12 protein-coding genes and 1 pseudogene are annotated in these 15,350 nt (G+C 73.9%); 5 read left to right on the forward strand and 8 right to left on the reverse strand.

Features of this window, described 5'->3' with window-relative positions; all coding sequences use genetic code 11:
* The coding region (gene xylA / locus EAO71_RS25975) for a xylose isomerase (protein ID WP_147980294.1) at positions 1 to 1,135 on the forward strand (1,135 nt) is incomplete at its 5' end.
* 188 nt (positions 1,136 to 1,323) lie between these two features.
* Here xylA and EAO71_RS25980 read toward each other — a convergent pair.
* Both EAO71_RS25980 and EAO71_RS25985 read right to left on the reverse strand, forming a co-directional pair.
* Positions 1,324 to 2,349: pseudogene (locus EAO71_RS25980) on the reverse strand (LacI family DNA-binding transcriptional regulator); the annotation flags it as partial.
* 114 nt (positions 2,350 to 2,463) lie between these two features.
* Positions 2,464 to 2,796, reverse strand: a complete 333-nt coding sequence (locus EAO71_RS25985; protein WP_147980249.1) for a putative quinol monooxygenase — start codon at positions 2,794 to 2,796, stop codon at positions 2,464 to 2,466.
* 247 nt (positions 2,797 to 3,043) lie between these two features.
* On the opposite strand from EAO71_RS25985, the gene EAO71_RS25990 reads away from it, so the two are divergent.
* Positions 3,044 to 4,711 (forward strand): VanW family protein, encoded by a 1,668-nt coding sequence (locus EAO71_RS25990; protein WP_147980295.1) that lies wholly within the window; start codon positions 3,044 to 3,046, stop codon positions 4,709 to 4,711.
* Here EAO71_RS25990 and EAO71_RS25995 read toward each other — a convergent pair.
* On the reverse strand, positions 4,698 to 5,552 hold the full coding sequence (locus tag EAO71_RS25995) for a class II fructose-bisphosphate aldolase (RefSeq protein WP_147980250.1): 855 nt from the start codon (positions 5,550 to 5,552) through the stop codon (positions 4,698 to 4,700). The genes EAO71_RS25990 and EAO71_RS25995 overlap by 14 nt on opposite strands.
* On the reverse strand, positions 5,552 to 6,553 hold the full coding sequence (locus EAO71_RS26000; protein ID WP_261992361.1) for an SIS domain-containing protein: 1,002 nt from the start codon (positions 6,551 to 6,553) through the stop codon (positions 5,552 to 5,554). Before EAO71_RS26000 ends, EAO71_RS25995 begins: the two co-directional genes overlap by 1 nt.
* Before the next feature lie 314 nt (positions 6,554 to 6,867).
* On the opposite strand from EAO71_RS26000, the gene EAO71_RS26005 reads away from it, so the two are divergent.
* Complete coding sequence (locus EAO71_RS26005; protein ID WP_147980252.1) at positions 6,868 to 7,671, forward strand: DeoR/GlpR family DNA-binding transcription regulator; 804 nt, start codon at positions 6,868 to 6,870, stop codon at positions 7,669 to 7,671.
* A gap of 165 nt (positions 7,672 to 7,836) precedes the next feature.
* On the opposite strand, the gene EAO71_RS26010 is transcribed toward EAO71_RS26005, so the two are convergent.
* Positions 7,837 to 9,900 (reverse strand): phosphocholine-specific phospholipase C, encoded by a 2,064-nt coding sequence (locus EAO71_RS26010; RefSeq protein ID WP_147980253.1) that lies wholly within the window; start codon positions 9,898 to 9,900, stop codon positions 7,837 to 7,839.
* A 376-nt stretch (positions 9,901 to 10,276) separates the two neighbouring features.
* Between EAO71_RS26010 and EAO71_RS26015 the strand changes: the two genes are divergently transcribed.
* Together EAO71_RS26015 and EAO71_RS26020 are read left to right on the forward strand one after the other, a co-directional pair.
* Positions 10,277 to 11,926, forward strand: coding sequence for a serine/threonine-protein kinase (locus EAO71_RS26015; protein WP_147980254.1), 1,650 nt, complete (start codon positions 10,277 to 10,279; stop codon positions 11,924 to 11,926).
* A complete protein-coding gene (locus tag EAO71_RS26020) occupies positions 11,923 to 12,681 on the forward strand; it encodes a hypothetical protein (protein ID WP_187282829.1) in 759 nt (252 codons plus the stop codon). Before EAO71_RS26015 ends, EAO71_RS26020 begins: the two co-directional genes overlap by 4 nt.
* A 50-nt stretch (positions 12,682 to 12,731) precedes the next feature.
* Here EAO71_RS26020 and EAO71_RS26025 read toward each other — a convergent pair whose 3' ends face one another.
* The 3 genes from EAO71_RS26025 to EAO71_RS26035 all read right to left on the reverse strand — a co-directional run bounded on the left by EAO71_RS26025 (position 12,732) and on the right by EAO71_RS26035 (position 15,319).
* On the reverse strand, positions 12,732 to 13,286 hold the full coding sequence (locus EAO71_RS26025; RefSeq protein WP_147980255.1) for a DUF4262 domain-containing protein: 555 nt from the start codon (positions 13,284 to 13,286) through the stop codon (positions 12,732 to 12,734).
* 121 nt (positions 13,287 to 13,407) lie between these two features.
* On the reverse strand, positions 13,408 to 14,847 hold the full coding sequence (locus tag EAO71_RS26030) for a DEAD/DEAH box helicase (RefSeq protein WP_147980256.1): 1,440 nt from the start codon (positions 14,845 to 14,847) through the stop codon (positions 13,408 to 13,410).
* A 268-nt stretch (positions 14,848 to 15,115) separates the two neighbouring features.
* Complete coding sequence (locus EAO71_RS26035) at positions 15,116 to 15,319, reverse strand: cold-shock protein (RefSeq protein ID WP_147980257.1); 204 nt, start codon at positions 15,317 to 15,319, stop codon at positions 15,116 to 15,118.
* Positions 15,320 to 15,350: the final 31 nt, after the last annotated feature.

Here is a 15,350-nt window from a genome sequence, read left to right on the forward strand (position 1 = left end):
GTTCACCTTCGGACTGTGGACCGTCGGCTGGCAGGGCCGCGACCCCTTCGGCGACGCCACCCGCCCGGCCCTCGACCCCGTCGAGTCGGTGGAGCGCCTGGCCGGCCTCGGCGCGTACGGCGTGACGTTCCACGACGACGACCTGATCCCCTTCGGGGCCTCCGAGGCCGAGCGCGAGACGGCGGTCAAGCGCTTCCGCGCCGCGCTGGAGCGCACCGGCCTGAAGGTGCCGATGGCCACGACCAACCTGTTCACGCACCCCGTCTTCAAGGACGGCGGCTTCACGGCCAACGACCGCGAGGTGCGCCGCTTCGCGCTGCGCAAGACGATCCGCAACATCGACCTGGCCGTCGAACTGGGCGCCACCACCTACGTCGCATGGGGCGGCCGCGAGGGTGCCGAGTCCGGCGCGGCGAAGGACGTCCGGGTCGCCCTCGACCGGATGAAGGAGGCCTTCGACCTGCTCGGCCAGTACGTCACCGAGCAGGGCTACGACCTGCGCTTCGCGATCGAGCCCAAGCCGAACGAGCCGCGCGGCGACATCCTCCTGCCGACGATCGGACACGCCCTCGCCTTCATCGAACGCCTGGAGCGCCCGGAGCTGGTCGGCGTGAACCCGGAGACCGGCCACGAGCAGATGGCCGGCCTCAACTTCCCGCACGGCATCGCGCAGGCGCTGTGGGCGGGCAAGCTGTTCCACATCGACCTCAACGGCCAGTCCGGGATCAAGTACGACCAGGACTTCCGCTTCGGGGCCGGGGACCTGCGGCAGGCGTTCTGGCTGGTCGACCTGCTGGAGTCGGCCGGATACGAGGGTCCGCGGCACTTCGACTTCAAGCCGGTGCGGACCGACGGGTTCGACGGCGTCTGGGAGTCCGCGAAGAACTGCATGCGCAACTACCTGATCCTCAAGGACCGCGCGGCCGCCTTCCGCGCCGACGCCGAGGTCCGGCAGGCACTGGCGGCCTCCCGGCTGCCCGAGCTCGCGGTCCCCACGGCGGCCGACGGGCTCGCCGCCCTCCTCGCGGACCGGTCCGCGTACGAGGACTTCGACGCGACGGCGGCGGCCGAGCGGTCCCTCGCCTTCGAGCGCCTGGACCAGCTGGCCCTGGAGCACCTGCTCGCGGTGCGCTGACCCGTACCCCCCTCAGGGAGGTCCCGCCGATCGGGCCGGCACGCCGGGAGCCCGGCAGGACACCCCCAGGACCGGTCGGGGCGTCGGGTGGATCCCCACCCCGGACGCCCGATCGGGCCGGTGCGACCTCGCTCCGGCCCTGCCCCGGCCCCGCGCCTCGTCCGGACCCTCCCGTCCCGCTGTGGTCKGGACGAGGCGCGGACCACCAGCTCCGTCGGCAGCACGCGGCGGGGCTGCTCGGCGGACTCCTGCGCGATCTCCTGCAGCAGCAGGCGCGCCATGGTGCGGCCCATCTCCTCGATCGGCTGGCGCACGCTCGTCAGCGGCGGGTCCATGTGCCGGGCGACGGCCGAGTCGTCCACCCCGACCAGAGCCACGTCCTCGGGGACCCGGCGCCCGGCCTCCCGCAGCACCGACCGCGCACCGGCCGCCATCACGTCCGAGGCGGCGAACACGGCGTCCAGGTCCGGGCTCCGCTCCAGCAGGTCCCGCATCGCCAGCCGGCCGCCCTCCTCGGTGAAGTCGCCCGTCGCCACCAGCGACTCGTCCGGCGCCAGACCCGCCTCCGTCAGACCGGCCCGGTAGCCGTCGAGACGGCAGCGGGCCACGTACATGTCCAGCGGACCGGTGATGGTCGCGATGCGGCTCCGGCCCCGGCCGGCCAGGTGGGCGACGGCGGAGCGGCCGGCGCCGACGTTGTCGGAGTCGACGAACGCCACCGGCTCCTCCTCGGACCGGCGTCCGTTGAGCACGGCGGGCAGCCCCAGCATCCGCACCTGGTCGGGCAACGGGTCCTCGCGGTGCACGGACACCAGCAGCACGCCGTCGACGCGCTGGGCCGCGAGATAGTGCTCGAAGCGCTGCCGCTCCTTGTCGTCACGGATCAACGTGAGCAGCAACTGCTTGTCGGCATCGGCGAGTTCGACGCTCACGCCGCGGATGATGTCGAGGAAGTACGGCTCGGTGAAGAGTCGGGCCTCGGTCTCGGGGATCACCAGGGCGACCGCGTCGGTACGGCTGCCGGCGAGGGCCCGCGCCGCCCGGTTGGGCACGTACCCGAGCTCGGCGACGGCCCGCTCGACGGCCGTCCTGGCCTGCTCGCTCACCCGGGGCGAGCCGTTGATCACCCGCGAGACCGTGCCCCGGCCCACCCCGGCCCTGGCCGCGACCTCCTCCAGGGTCGGCCTGCCGGTCTGTCGCCCGCTCACCACCATCTGCCGTCTCCCCTCACGTTCCGGTGTGCCGCCGACCCTATCCCTATGGGAGCGCTCCCACGATCTTCTCGCCGCCGGGCCGTCCCGACCCGGCGCGGGCGCCGGGAGCCCTGGTCAGGGGTTGCCCCGCGGCGCGAGTTCGGCCATGGCGCCCCACCCCTGCTGAGGCACCTCGACATTGATGATCTCGGGCGTCGCGGCGATCGCGCCCGCCATGGCGTCGAGGCCCGCCGCGAAGTGGTCGGAGCCGACGTGGGCGGCGCCCGCCTCGGCGTCGGCGAAGGCCTCCAGGAGGACGTACACGTGCGGGTCCTCCACGCTGCGCGACCAGTCGAAGAAGAGGTTCCCCGGCTCCGCGCGGGTGGCCCGGGTGAAGTCGGCCACGAGGTCGAGCCAGGAGTCGGCGACCTCGGGGCGGGCGGTGAAGCGTACGGCGATGAAAATCATGCCTCCAGCCTGGGCCCGCAGGGGCGGCGGGGCCAGTGGACCACCGACGGGACGGTCGGGCAGCGGGATGGGATGACACTCACATTTCCGACAGATCTCACTCCACTGGGCGTATTCTCGTCCGGGTATGTCCCGCCCGTCCCGATCCTCGAACGCAAACGGAGGCCGTGTGCGCCGCCCCTTCAACGACGTCGACACGACCCCCTCGCACCCCTCGGGACGGCGCAGCCGCACACGGATCGCCGTCATGGTCGCCGGGGCCGCCGTCGCCGCCGGCGGCGGTCTGTACGTCGCCGGACTCGTGGCCGCGGGGGACGAGATATCCCAGGGAACGACGGTGGCCGGCGTGGACATCGGGGGGATGAGCCGCGCCGAGGCGCAGTCCAGGCTGGACGCCTCCGCCCCCGACTCCTGGACGCGCGCCATACCGATACGGGTCGGCGAGAGCGCCGGAGCGGTCGCCCCCGGAACCGTCGGCCTGCGGGTCGACACGGCGAAGACCGCCGAGCGGGCCGCCGACCCCTCGCGCGACCCGGTGACGGTGATCGGCCGCCTCTTCTCCTCACGTGAGCGGGTCGTCGAGCCGGTCGTCGCCTTCGACCAGGGACGCGCCGCGGAGGGGCTGACGGCCGCCTCCCGGACGTACGACCGCGAGAAGGCCGAAGGCGCCGTCTCCTTCAAGGCCGGCAAGGCCGTGGTGGCCGAGGCGCGCACCGGGCAGAAGCTGGACACCGCCCGGGCCGTGGACGCGCTGCGGAGCGCCTACCCCTCGACCGGCCGGAGCCCGGTGGCACTGCCGACGGCGGTGTCCCGTCCCACGGTCGGCGAGGCCGAGGTCGCCCGCTTCATGACGGAGTTCGGCACTCCGGCGATGTCGGGTCCGGTGACCCTGACCGTCGACGGCACACCGCTGCGGATCTCCCCCGCGACGCTCTCCGACCACCTGAAGGTGAAGGCGGACGAGCACGGCCGGCTCTCCGCGTCGCTCGACGCGGAGGGGCTCCGGCGCGACCCGGACGTGGCACGTCCGCTCGACGCGCTCGCCACCGGCCCGGTCGAGGCGAAGCTCGGCGTACAGGGCGGCCGCGTGGTGGTGGAGTCCGACGGCCGCGCGGGACACGAGGTGACCGCCGCGGCACTGGGCGACGCCGTCCGCCCTCTGCTGACGAAGACCGGCGACACCGCGCGCACCGCGCCCGTCGCCACCCGGCTGATCCAGCCGGAGCTCACCCGGAAGTCCGTGGCGGAGCTCGGGATCAAGGAGCAGATGTCCAGCTTCACGGTCGAGTTCCCGACCGCGCCCTACCGGACGACCAACATCGGTCGGGCGGTGGAGCTCATCAACGGCTCGGTCGTGAAGCCCGGCGAGGTCTGGAGCTTCAACAAGACCGTCGGCGAACGCACCAAGGCGAACGGCTTCGTGGACGGCACGATGATCCTCGACGGCCAGTACCACTCCGCGCCCGGCGGCGGGGTCTCCGCGGTCGCCACCACGACCTTCAACGCGCTCTTCTTCGCCGGGGTCAAGCCCGTCGAGCACGGTGCGCACTCCTTCTACATCGAGCGGTACCCGGCGGGCCGCGAGGCGACGGTCGCCTGGGGTTCGCTCGACCTGAAGTTCCGCAACGACTCCGGGCACGGCATCTACATCTCGGCCCGCGCCACCGACCACTCGGTGACCGTCAGCTTCCTCGGCACCAAGAAGTACGACCGGGTGGAGGCCGTCGAAGGCCCCCACACCAAGCTCACGAAGCCGGCGGAACGCAAGGGCACGGGCGAGAAGTGCGAGCCGCAGACACCGCTGGAGGGCTTCGACGTCTCCGTGGACCGGGTGTTCCACAAGGGCGGGGCGGAGGTCGGGCGGGAGACCTTCCACACGCACTACACCCCGCGCGACCGCGTCACGTGCGAATGAGCGGCGCCTCCGCCGCCAGTATCCCGAGCAGGTGAGTGACGGCGTCCGCGACGGCCGTACGCGCCGGGCCGAGGTAGCGGCGGGGGTCGACGGTGCCGGCGTGTTCCGCCAGGTGGTCCCGTACGGCCCGGGTGAACGCCTTGTTGAGGTGCGTCGAGACGTTCACCTTCGTCATCCCGGCGTTGACCGCCCAGCTGAGGTCCACGTCCCCGACGCCGGACGAGCCGTGCAGGACGAGGGGCACCGGCACGGTGTCCCGCAGGCGTGAGACGAGGGCGAAGTCGAGGACCGCGTCCCGGGTGAGCATCGCGTGCGAGCTGCCCACCGCCACGGCGAGGGCGTCGACGGCGGTGGCGGCCACGAACTCCCGCGCCTCGCCGGGATCGGTGCGCACACCGGGGGCGTGCGCACCGTCCTTTCCGCCCACCTCGCCCAGTTCGGCCTCCACCCAGACGTCGTGGCCGTGGCAGTACGCGGTCGTCTCGCGGGTGGCCGCGACGTTCTCCTCATACGGGAGCTTCGATGCGTCGAACATGACGGAGCCGAAGCCGAGTCGGACCGCCTCGCGGACGAGCTCGGGCGACTCCGCGTGGTCGAGGTGGACGGCGACCGGGACGCTCGCACGGCGTGCCGTGGCGAGGGTGGCGAGCGCGATCGGTTCCAGGGAGCCGTGGTAGCGGGCGGTGTTCTCGCTGATCTGAAGGATCACCGAGCGGCCGGCCGCCTCGGCGCCGGCGACGATGGCCTGCGCGTGCTCGATCTGGACGACGTTGAAGGCGCCGGCGCCGATCCCGGCCTCGCGGGCCCGGAGGACGATCTCGCCGGTGGGGACGAGCGGCATCAGGCGTCCTCTCCGGCGGACACGGAGAGCACCACGGACCGGGTGAGGTTGCGGGGCCGGTCCGGGTCCTGCCCCTGGGCCTCGGCGAGCAGGACGGCGAGCCGCTGGGCCCGGACGAGGTCGGCGAGCGGATCGAGGGCGGGGGACGCGAACGGGGCACGGCCGCCCCCTCCGGAGCCGGATACCGTCCCCGCGCCCGAATCGGCGACGAGCGTGCCGCCGACGCGGGCGACGTCCTCGGCGAGACCGGCGGGCACGGGCCCGAACACCCAGGCCACCCGGCCGGGTCCGGTGATGCTGATCGGCCCGTGCCGGTACTCCATCGCCGGGTACGCCTCGGTCCAGGKCCCGGCGGCCTCCCGCATCTTCAACCCGGCCTCCAGCGCCAGGCCGTAGGTCCAGCCGGTCCCCAGGAAGGTGAACTGCTCGGCGTCCGTGACCGCGTCGGCCAGGGGTTCGGCGACGGCGCGTTCGGCGTCCTCGGCCGCCCGCGCGACGGTGCGGACGCCGGCCGGGAGCGCGTCCTCGGCCTCCAGGTGCGCGCGGAGCAGGGCGAGCGCGGTGGTGGCGAACCGGGTCTGCACCACCGACTCCTCGTCGGCGAAGTCCAGTACCGCGACGGCGTCGGCGGCCGTCATGACGGGGGTGGCCGGGTCGGCGGTGAGGGCGCCGGTGACGGCGGTGCCCCGGACCTTGGCGAGCAGGTCGAGGACCTCGGTCGTGGTGCCCGAGCGCGTGATGGCCAGGATCCGGTCGTAGCCCCGCCCCAGGGGGAACTCGGAGGCCGCGAAGGCGTCGGTCTCGCCGTGCCCGCCGCTCTCCCGCAGCTGGGCGTAGGCCTGGGCGACGAACCAGGAGGTGCCGCAGCCGACCACGGCGACACGCTCGCCGCGCACGGGAAGAGCGGCGCGGTGACGGGGAAGGGTGTCGGCGGCCTCGCGCCAGCAGGCGGGCTGGGACGCGATCTCGACGGCGGTGCGGGAGGGACCCGTGGTGGGCACGTGCGGCTCCTTCACAGAGTGAGTCATGCTTGCTTGTGCGTGAAACAGCAGACTTTCAAGCACTTCCGAGCATCATGGTGATGCGCAGTATCCATCAGCCAGGGCCCGCGGTCCAGCGTCGCGAACCCGGCGACCGCACGCGTCCGGTGCCCGCGCCCGTACCCTGGCCCTGCTCGCGGGGTGCTCCGGAACTGCTCGGACCCTGCGCGTTCGGTTGGCGCCCCCGGTGCTCGCACGGTGCTCGTTCCGTGCGCGTGCGGCGCTAGACTCGCGATCCCGCACGGCGTGCGGTGCACCGCCCGGAAGGAATCCCGATGTCGAAGCACGAGCGGTGGAACACGCTCCTCGAACTGCTCGCGGCCACCGGCCGGCTGGAGGTCGAGGACGCGGCGGCGACCCTCGGCGTGTCGCCGGCCACGATCCGCCGGGACCTCGACGAGCTCGCCGAGCAGCGGCTGCTCGTCCGCACCCGTGGCGGCGCCGTCCCCCAGGGCGTCTCCTACGAACTTCCGCTGCGCTACAAGTCATCCCGGCACGCCTCCGAGAAGCAGCGGATCGCCGCCGCGGTGGCCGAACTCGTCCACGAGGGCGAGGTGGTGGGTCTCAACGGCGGCACCACGACGACCGAGGTGGCGCGCGCCCTCGCGCTGGGCTTCGGCGCGGGGCGGCCCGAGGCCTCCCCCGGCGCACCCACCGCCCCCGCCCTGACCGTGGTCACCAACGCGCTGAACATCGCCGCCGAACTCGCCGTGCGCCCCCAGATCAAGCTCGTGGTGTCGGGTGGTGTGGCCCGGCCCCAGACGTACGAGCTGGTCGGCCCGCTCGCCGCCGGGGTGCTGGGCGAGGTGGTGCTCGACGTCGTCGTCCTCGGCGTCGACGGCATCGACCCGGGGCTCGGCATCATGGCGCACCACGAGGACGAGGCGGGCATCAGCCGGCTCTTCGCCGAGCGGGCGAGCCGGGTCGTCGTGGTCGCCGACGCCTCGAAGATGGGGCGGCGCGCCTTCGCCCGGATCTGCGGGCTCGACCGGGTGGACGTCCTGGTGACGGACACGGCGATCCCCGCGGAGGCGGTGCGGCAGCTCACGGACGCCGGGGTGAAGGTCGTCACCGTCTGACCGCCTCCACCGTCCGGCCCGGCGTCCGGGCCCACTCCTCGCACCAGCCTCGGGCCCTCCGCTCCCCGCACCCGCGCCCGGGAGGTGTCCCGCCGACCACGCCGATCACGCCGGGCTTCCGGTGACCGGCGCGACCGTCGGGACACTCCCCGGGGACGGCCCCGCTCAGCCGGTGGCGATGCCGGGGTCGCTGACGCCCGCCGCGCCGTTCTCCACGTGGCCCGCGAAGCGGCGCAGGAAGGTGGCGGCGCGGTCGGAGACCACCGACACGTCGTACCAGCGACCGCCGGCGCGCAGGTCGACGGTGTGCCGGACCGTGGCGCCCTTCGCCACCTTGAAGGTCTGCGACCCGCCGCCGTACGCGGCGGCGCGGGTGACGGTCAGGTTGACGTCGACGGCGCCCGGGTTGGTCAGGGTGAGCACCAGGTTGCCGCTGACCGCGTCGTGCCGCGCCGTCACCTCCGGGCCGGCGGTCGTGCCCGGGCCCCGGAAGGTGCGCAGGAATCCGCCGGGGCCGGTCACCGTCAGGTCGTAGACGCCCTTGGAGTACGCGGAGTTCCAGGTGTCCGAGACGGTCCTGCCGGGGCCGGCCGTGTAGGTCCACGGCCCGTCCGTGCGGACCGGCGCCGTGACGTGGAAGAACGCCCCCGCCCTGGCGCCGGCGCCGAACGTGAGGGTGTAGCGGCCGGTGGCGGGGGTGGCCGAGCCGTCGACGACCAGGTCATAGGGCAGCGCCCGGGTGGGCCGCGTGCCGCGCTCCTGCACCGGCAGGGCCGGCTTGGCCGGCGGCTTCGGGACGTAGCTGGGGTGCCGGTCGCCGTCCGGCGGCCGGTAGCCCGCCGTGTCGGGCAGCGCCACCGGGGCGGTGTCCTCGAGCCCGAAGTCGAAGGCCGAGGTCAGGTCGCCGCAGATCGCCCTGCGCCAGGGCGAGATGTGCGGTTCGGCCACACCGAAGCGGCGCTCCATGAAGCGGATGACCGAGGTGTGGTCGAAGACCTCGGAGCAGACGTAACCGCCCCTGCTCCAGGGGGAGACGACGAGCATCGGGACCCGCTGGCCGAGTCCGTACGGTCCGGCGGCGTAGCGGGCGTCGCCGGGGAAGTGGTCCAGGGAGGTGTCGACGGTGGACAGCCCCTGGGCGGCCGAGGCCGGCGGGTAGGGCGGGACGACGTGGTCGAAGTAGCCGTCGTTCTCGTCGTAGGTGATGAACAGGGCGGTCCTGCTCCACACCTCGGGGTCGGAGGTCAGCGCGTCGAGGACCTGGGCGATGTACCAGGCGCCGTAGTTGGCGGGCCAGTTGGGGTGCTCGGAGAAGGCCTCCGGGGCGGCGATCCAGGACACCTGGGGCAGGGTGCCCGCGGCGACGTCGGCGCGCAGGACGTCGAAGAGCCCGTCGCCGTTCCTGGCGTTCGTGCCCGTGCGGGCCTTGTCGTACAGGGGGTCGCCGGGCTGGGCGTTGCGGTAGTTGTCGAAGTACAGCAGCGAGTTGTCGCCGTAGTTGCCGCGGTAGGCGTCCTCGATCCAGCCCCAGGACCCGGCGGCGTCCAGCCCGTCGCCGACGTCCTGGTAGACCTTCCACGAGATCCCGGCCTGCTCCAGGCGTTCGGGGTACGTCGTCCAGCCGTAGCCCGCCTCGTCGTTGCCGAGGACGGGGCCGCCGCCCGTCCGATCGTTGCCCGTGTGGCCGGTCCACAGGTAGTAGCGATTGGGGTCGGTCGCCCCGATGAAGGAGCAGTGGTAGGCGTCGCACACGGTGAACGCGTCGGCCAGCGCGTAGTGGAACGGGATGTCGCCGCGGTCCAGGTACGCCATGGTGCCCGCGGACTTGGCGGGTATCCACTGGTCGTACCGGCCGTTGTTGAAGGCCTTGTGGCCGCCGGCCCAGTCGTGGTTCAGCCCCGCGATGAACTGCATGCCGAGGTCCGCGGCCGCCGGGTGGTAGGGCAGCACCTCCTTGCCGCCGTCGGCCTGGTACCAGACGGGCTTGCCGCTGGGGAGCGTGACGGGGCGGGGGTCGCCGAAGCCGCGGACACCGCGCAGGGTGCCGAAGTAGTGATCGAAGGAACGGTTCTCCTGCATCAGCACGACGATGTGCTCGACGTCGGCGAGAGTGCCGGTGGCGCGCGCGGCGGGGATCGCGGCGGCACGGGCGATGCTGCTGTTCAGAGCCGCGAAACCGGCGGTGGCGCCGGCGATCTGGAGGAAACGGCGCCGATTGAGTTCGGTCATGTGTCTGAGCACCTCTGATGGATTCCGGGGGAACGGTGGTCCGGGCGAGCCCAAGATCAGTGGGGCGGGAGGACGGTGCGTGGCGACGACACGTGGGGGCGCGGTACAGGACGTGAACGGCGGGCCGTGCGGGCGCCCGTACGGCCGGGTTCACCGTAGGGGGACGGCGGTGAGCCGCGGGGGCGGTCGTCGAAGAGTCCATGGAGTCGTACGGGAAGTCCATGCGCGGACAGGTAGGTCCCGGGCGGACCGGATCCCGGACCCGGCCGCGGACCGCGCGTCCCGCGGCTGTACTCCCGGCCGTGGACGGGAACCGCACATGTCCGGAAACTGTCCCCCTAGGGGGCGATCGGCCCGCGACGCCGAGGGGGCGGGGATGAGCACATGGACGGTCCCGGGGTACACCGAGTCCCGGGAGCTGGGATCCGGCGGCAGCGGACGTGTCGTCCTCGCCGTCCACGACGGGACCGGCATTCCGGTGGCGGTGAAGTACCTCAGTGAGCGGATGCGGTCGGACTCCCGCTTCGTCCGCGACTTCCGGGCGGAGGCCCGGCTGCTGGGGGCGCTGCACTCGCCGTACGTCGTCGGACTGTACGAGTACGTGGAGGCGCCGGGCGGCGCGGCGATCGTGATGGAGCTGGTCGACGGCGTCGCGCTGCGCGCGCTGCTGGCGCGGGAGGGCTCGACCGGGCCGGAGGCGGCGCTCGTCGTCCTGAAGGGCTCCCTGCTGGGCCTGGCGGCCGCGCACCGGGCGGGCGTCGTGCACCGCGACTACAAGCCCGAGAACGTGCTGGTCGCGCCGGACGGCTCCTCCAAGCTCGTGGACTTCGGCATCGCCGTGGACCACGGCAGCCGGCCCGGCGTCGCGGGCACGCCCGCCTACATGGCGCCGGAGCAGTGGAACGGCGAGCCCGCCTCGCCCGCCGCCGACGTCTACGCGGCGACGGCGACCTTCTTCGAGTGCCTCACCGGGCGCAAGCCGTACTCGGGCGAGAACTTCGCCGAGCTGGCACTCCAGCACCTCGACGCGCCCGTGCCCGACGACGCCGCGCCCGAGCCGCTGCGCCCGCTGATCCGGCGCGGCCTCGCCAAGCAGCCGGAGGAACGGCCGGGGGACGCCGCGGAGTTCGTCACCGAACTGGAGTCGGCGGCCGCGGCCGCGTACGGACCGGACTGGGAGGAGCGAGGGCAGCGGAAACTGGCCGCGCTCGTCGCCCTGCTGCCGCTGCTCCTGCCGTCCGGCGGAGGGGTGGCGGCCGGCACGACGGCGTTCGCCACGACCCGCTTCCACGACGTCCCCCGGCGCCTCGGCCGGTGGACCCTGCGGGGGCTGCCGGCGGCCGCGGCCGCCCTGGTCCTCGGCCTCCTGATCGCCCTCACCGCGCGCGCCGGCGACGAGGCCCGGGGCGACACCACGGACCGGGCCACGGCCGTCACCACGGCGGTTCCGGTCGCGACACCGGCCGGCACCGGCCCGACGGCCGGGGCACCCGGGACCGCCACCCCGTCGGAGAGTCCGACGGCTCCGGGCGCCGACCCGAGCGCCTCCGGCACCGCGGACACCGGGGCGCCGACTCCCACGGACGCGCCCACGGACACCCCGACGGACGCGCCGACCACCACCGCACCGGGCACGCCGACCGCGACCGCACCGACGGTTCCGACCGCGGAACCCACCTCGTCGAGTCCGAGCCCCCGGCCGGCCGGGGTCCGCTCGGTCGCGGTGACGGGCCTGCGCCAGACCGGCACGAGCACCGCCGAGGCGACGTTCGACGTCACCACCGACGGCACCGGCCCGGTGACGGTGACCGTCGCCTGGTACACCGGCGACGCCAAGGGCGAGCTCGGCGCGCCGGACGGCTCCGCGACCTACCGGCGCAGCGGGGCGACCAGCTACGCCCTCACGCTGACGCACGCCTTCCAGGGCGGCGGCTGCTACTGGGGGGTGCGCGCCACGACGAACCCCGTAGCGGCGAACGGCGGTTCCACCCAGCAGATCCTGATCAGGCGGTGCACGATCCGATGAACGATCCCCGGGTCCCCTACGACTCCGATGAAACGGTCCGCCGGTCGGCGTCCGACCCGGCCGACGGTCCCGCCGAGGGTCCCGCGCCGGGTTCGGCCGCGGGACCGGCGAGCGGGCCCGCGTCCGGCCCGGAGGCGGGCGTCGAGGAGTACAGCGCGACGGTCCTGGGCAGCCACTGGTTCGAGCGCCCGGCGGAGGAGGTCGCGCCGGACCGCGTCGAGGGCGAGGTGCTCCGCTTCGGACCGGGCGTGACCGCCGCGGCGCTCCGGCGCGGGGGCGGTACGTCGACCACGGCCGAGATGATCTGGCACGGCACCCTGCCGGGCGCCGGAGGCGCCGCCCCTCCCCCACCGCGGCGCAGGCCGCGAGCCCTGAGCCGGTACGCGCTCGCCGCGGTCGTCCTGCTCGCGGTGCTCGGCTACCTGGGCTGGCAGCGCCTGGGCCCCACCGTCTCCGTACACCGGGTGACGGTCACCGCCCCACGGGAGACGCTCGGTTGCGACGCGACCGCGGACGTCGTGGCGGTCGTGGCGACCGACGGGCGCCCGGGCACGATCAGCTACCGCTGGGAACGCAGCGACGGGACGACTTCCGGCCCGCTGCGCGAGGTGCTGACCCGAGGTCAGCGGGAGGCGCGGCTGCACCTGCTGTGGACGTTCCACGGGCCGGGCTCCCACCAGGCGACGGCCACCCTGGTGATCACCTCGCCCGCGGGCTCCACGACCACGGGCAGCTTCCGCTACCGCTGCGACTGAGCGGGAGACGACCGGGACCCGCCGCGGCCGTACCGGGGGGCGCCCGGGCGTCAACCGGTGACGAGCGCGGACCAGACTCCCTCGGGATGCTCGGCCGGCCTCAGCCACAGCCGCGGCTGGGACCGCCCGTACGACTCGGCGGTCCCCACCTGCCAGAGGAACCGTCCCTCGGCGTCGGGCCACACCACCTGCAGCACCGGGAACGGAGGGCGCCGGTGGAAGGCGATGGCCCCTCCGAAGAACTCGCGGTACCAGCGGAGATCGGCCGTCCGCAGGGCGACGGGCCGCCCCTCGACGACCTCCTCGTACTCCCGCCCGGGCTCCAGGACCGTCCCGGCCGCGGCCTGGCGGCCGAGGGTGTTCAACAGCACCCGCATCGTCCCGATGTCCAGTCCGAACACGGCCAGCTCCGGCACCCGGTGCGTGTGCCACAGCCCGATCGTGTAGGCGAAACCGGGGCCCTCGGCGTCGGCCGGCACCATCACGACACTCCAGCCGTGGTCCCTGACCTGCTCGATCGTTCGCAGGTCCGTGTGATCGGCCTCGTCGCGGTCGCCGTAGTCGTGGCAGATCACGCAGCGGCAGGCAGGAAGGTCATGCGGCATGCCGACGACCGTACCCCGCCCGGGGCCGGGGCCCTTCGGCCCCTCGGCGGACGCCGCTCACGGCTGCTCGCCGCAGGGCGCGGTCGTCGGGCCCCGCTCCGGCCCCCGGCCGGACCGGAAGTCAGCCGCCGCGGCGGATGCGGGCGGCCTGGCGGGCCTCGGCCGTGCGGCGGGCCTCGGCGGCGCGGCGGGACTCGTTCTTGGCGCGGCCCGGCCGGCCGGGGGTCGTGCCGATGCCGCGGAAGGCGGCGCCGCCGCGCTGGGGGCGTTCCTTCGCGGCCGGGGCGCTGCCGTCGACCGGGACGCCCGAGGGGGCCTGGGCGCCGGTGATGCGGGTGAGTTCGGCCTCGCCCGAGCGGACCTGGGTGATCTGCGGGCGGATCCCGGCGTCCGTCATGACGCGGGCCATGTCCCGGCGCTGGTCGGGCAGGACCAGGGTGACGACGCTGCCGGCCTCCCCCGCCCGGGCCGTCCGGCCGCCGCGGTGCAGGTAGTCCTTGTGGTCGGCGGGCGGGTCGACGTTCACGACCAGGTCGAGGTCGTCGATGTGGAGGCCGCGGGCGGCGACGTTCGTGGCGACCAGCACCGTGATCTCGCCGCGCTTGAAGCGGTCCAGGGTGTGGGTGCGCTGCGGCTGGGACTTCCCGCCGTGCAGGGCGGCGGCCCGGACGCCGCTGCCGAGCAGGTGTCGGGTGAAGCGGTCGACGGCGTGCTTGGTGTCCAGGAACATGATCACCCGCCCGTCGCGGGCGGCGATCTCCGTGGCGGTGGCGAACTTGTCGGCGCCGTGGACGTGGAGCACATGGTGCTCCATGGTGCTGACGGCGCCGGCGGACGGGTCGACGGAGTGGACCACCGGGTCGTCGAGGTACTCGCGCACCAGGTGGTCGACGTTCCGGTCCAGGGTCGCGGAGAACAGCAGGCGCTGGCCGCCCGGGCGGACCTGGTCGAGGAGCGCGGTGACCTGGGGCATGAAGCCCATGTCGGCCATCTGGTCGGCCTCGTCGAGCACGACGGCGTCCACCTGGTCGAGTCGGCAGTCCCGGCGTTCGACGAGGTCCGTCAGCCGGCCCGGGGTGGCGATCAGGACCTCGGCACCGGCGCGCAGCGCGGCGGACTGCCGGCCGATCGACATGCCGCCGACGACGGTCGCCAGCCGCAGCCCGAGCGCGCGGGCGTACGGGGTGAGCGCGTCGGTGACCTGCTGGGCCAGCTCACGGGTGGGGACGAGGACGAGCGCCAGCGGCTTCCTGGCGTCGGCGCGGCGGCCGGCGGTGCGGGTCAGGAGCGCCAGGCCGAAGGCGAGGGTCTTGCCCGAACCGGTGCGGGCGCGGCCCAGGACGTCGCSGCCCGCGAGGGCGTTCGGCAGGGTGGTGGCCTGGATGGGGAAGGGGGTGATCACGCCGAGGTCGGCCAGCGTCGTCCGTACCGCGGCGGGCAGCTCCATGGCGTCGAAGGTCTCGGCCGCCGGAAGTCCGGGCGTGACGGTGACGGGAAGCGCGAACTCCCCCTTCGACGGAACGGGCCGACGGGTGTCGTTCGTGCGGTCCGAGCGGTTCATGGGTGCCTTCCTCGACAGGCCGCGCGTCCCGCGGTTCACGCCGGGAATTCACCGGCTGAATTGCGGGGGCGAGCGGAGGGGTGATGTCCGTGGGAAATCCGTCCGCCGCGCCGCCGCATGACGGGCGGGCGGCAGCGGGAAATGACCGGGCGGACACCGCGGGGAATCCGCGGCCGGTCGATTCCCCGGAGAACGGCGACGAGCCGGCGCCCGCACCCTGAGGGTGGGGGCGCCGGCCTCGGCGCGTGCTTCGGAACGTCGGACGACGTCAGGCGGGGAGGATGTTCTCCGCCTGCAGGCCCTTCTGGCCCTGCGTGACGTCGAAGGTGACCTTCTGGCCCTCGAGCAGCTCCCGGAAACCGGAAGACGCGATGTTCGAGTAGTGGGCGAAGACGTCGGGGCCGCCGCCGTCCTGCTCGATGAAGCCGAAGCCCTTTTCCGAGTTGAACCACTTCACGGTGCCGGTAGCCATGTCTTTTCTCCTTCGGGGCAGTACCCGGGGA

This window comes from Streptomyces sp. MS191 (genome assembly GCF_008042125.1).
Classification (GTDB): domain Bacteria; phylum Actinomycetota; class Actinomycetes; order Streptomycetales; family Streptomycetaceae; genus Streptomyces.

Excerpts from the sequence above, each read along its gene's own strand:
- EAO71_RS25985 (WP_147980249.1), bottom strand. The coding sequence starts at position 2,796 with ATGATTTTCATCGCCGTACGCTTCACCGCCCGCCCCGAGGTCGCCGAC.
- EAO71_RS25990 (WP_147980295.1), top strand. The coding sequence starts at position 3,044 with ATGGTCGCCGGGGCCGCCGTCGCCGCCGGCGGCGGTCTGTACGTCGCC.
- EAO71_RS25995 (WP_147980250.1), bottom strand. The coding sequence starts at position 5,552 with ATGCCGCTCGTCCCCACCGGCGAGATCGTCCTCCGGGCCCGCGAGGCC.
- EAO71_RS26005 (WP_147980252.1), top strand. The coding sequence starts at position 6,868 with ATGTCGAAGCACGAGCGGTGGAACACGCTCCTCGAACTGCTCGCGGCC.
- EAO71_RS26010 (WP_147980253.1), bottom strand. The coding sequence starts at position 9,900 with ATGACCGAACTCAATCGGCGCCGTTTCCTCCAGATCGCCGGCGCCACC.
- EAO71_RS26015 (WP_147980254.1), top strand. The coding sequence starts at position 10,277 with ATGAGCACATGGACGGTCCCGGGGTACACCGAGTCCCGGGAGCTGGGA.
- EAO71_RS26020 (WP_187282829.1), top strand. The coding sequence starts at position 11,923 with ATGAACGATCCCCGGGTCCCCTACGACTCCGATGAAACGGTCCGCCGG.
- EAO71_RS26025 (WP_147980255.1), bottom strand. The coding sequence starts at position 13,286 with ATGCCGCATGACCTTCCTGCCTGCCGCTGCGTGATCTGCCACGACTAC.
- EAO71_RS26035 (WP_147980257.1), bottom strand. The coding sequence starts at position 15,319 with ATGGCTACCGGCACCGTGAAGTGGTTCAACTCGGAAAAGGGCTTCGGC.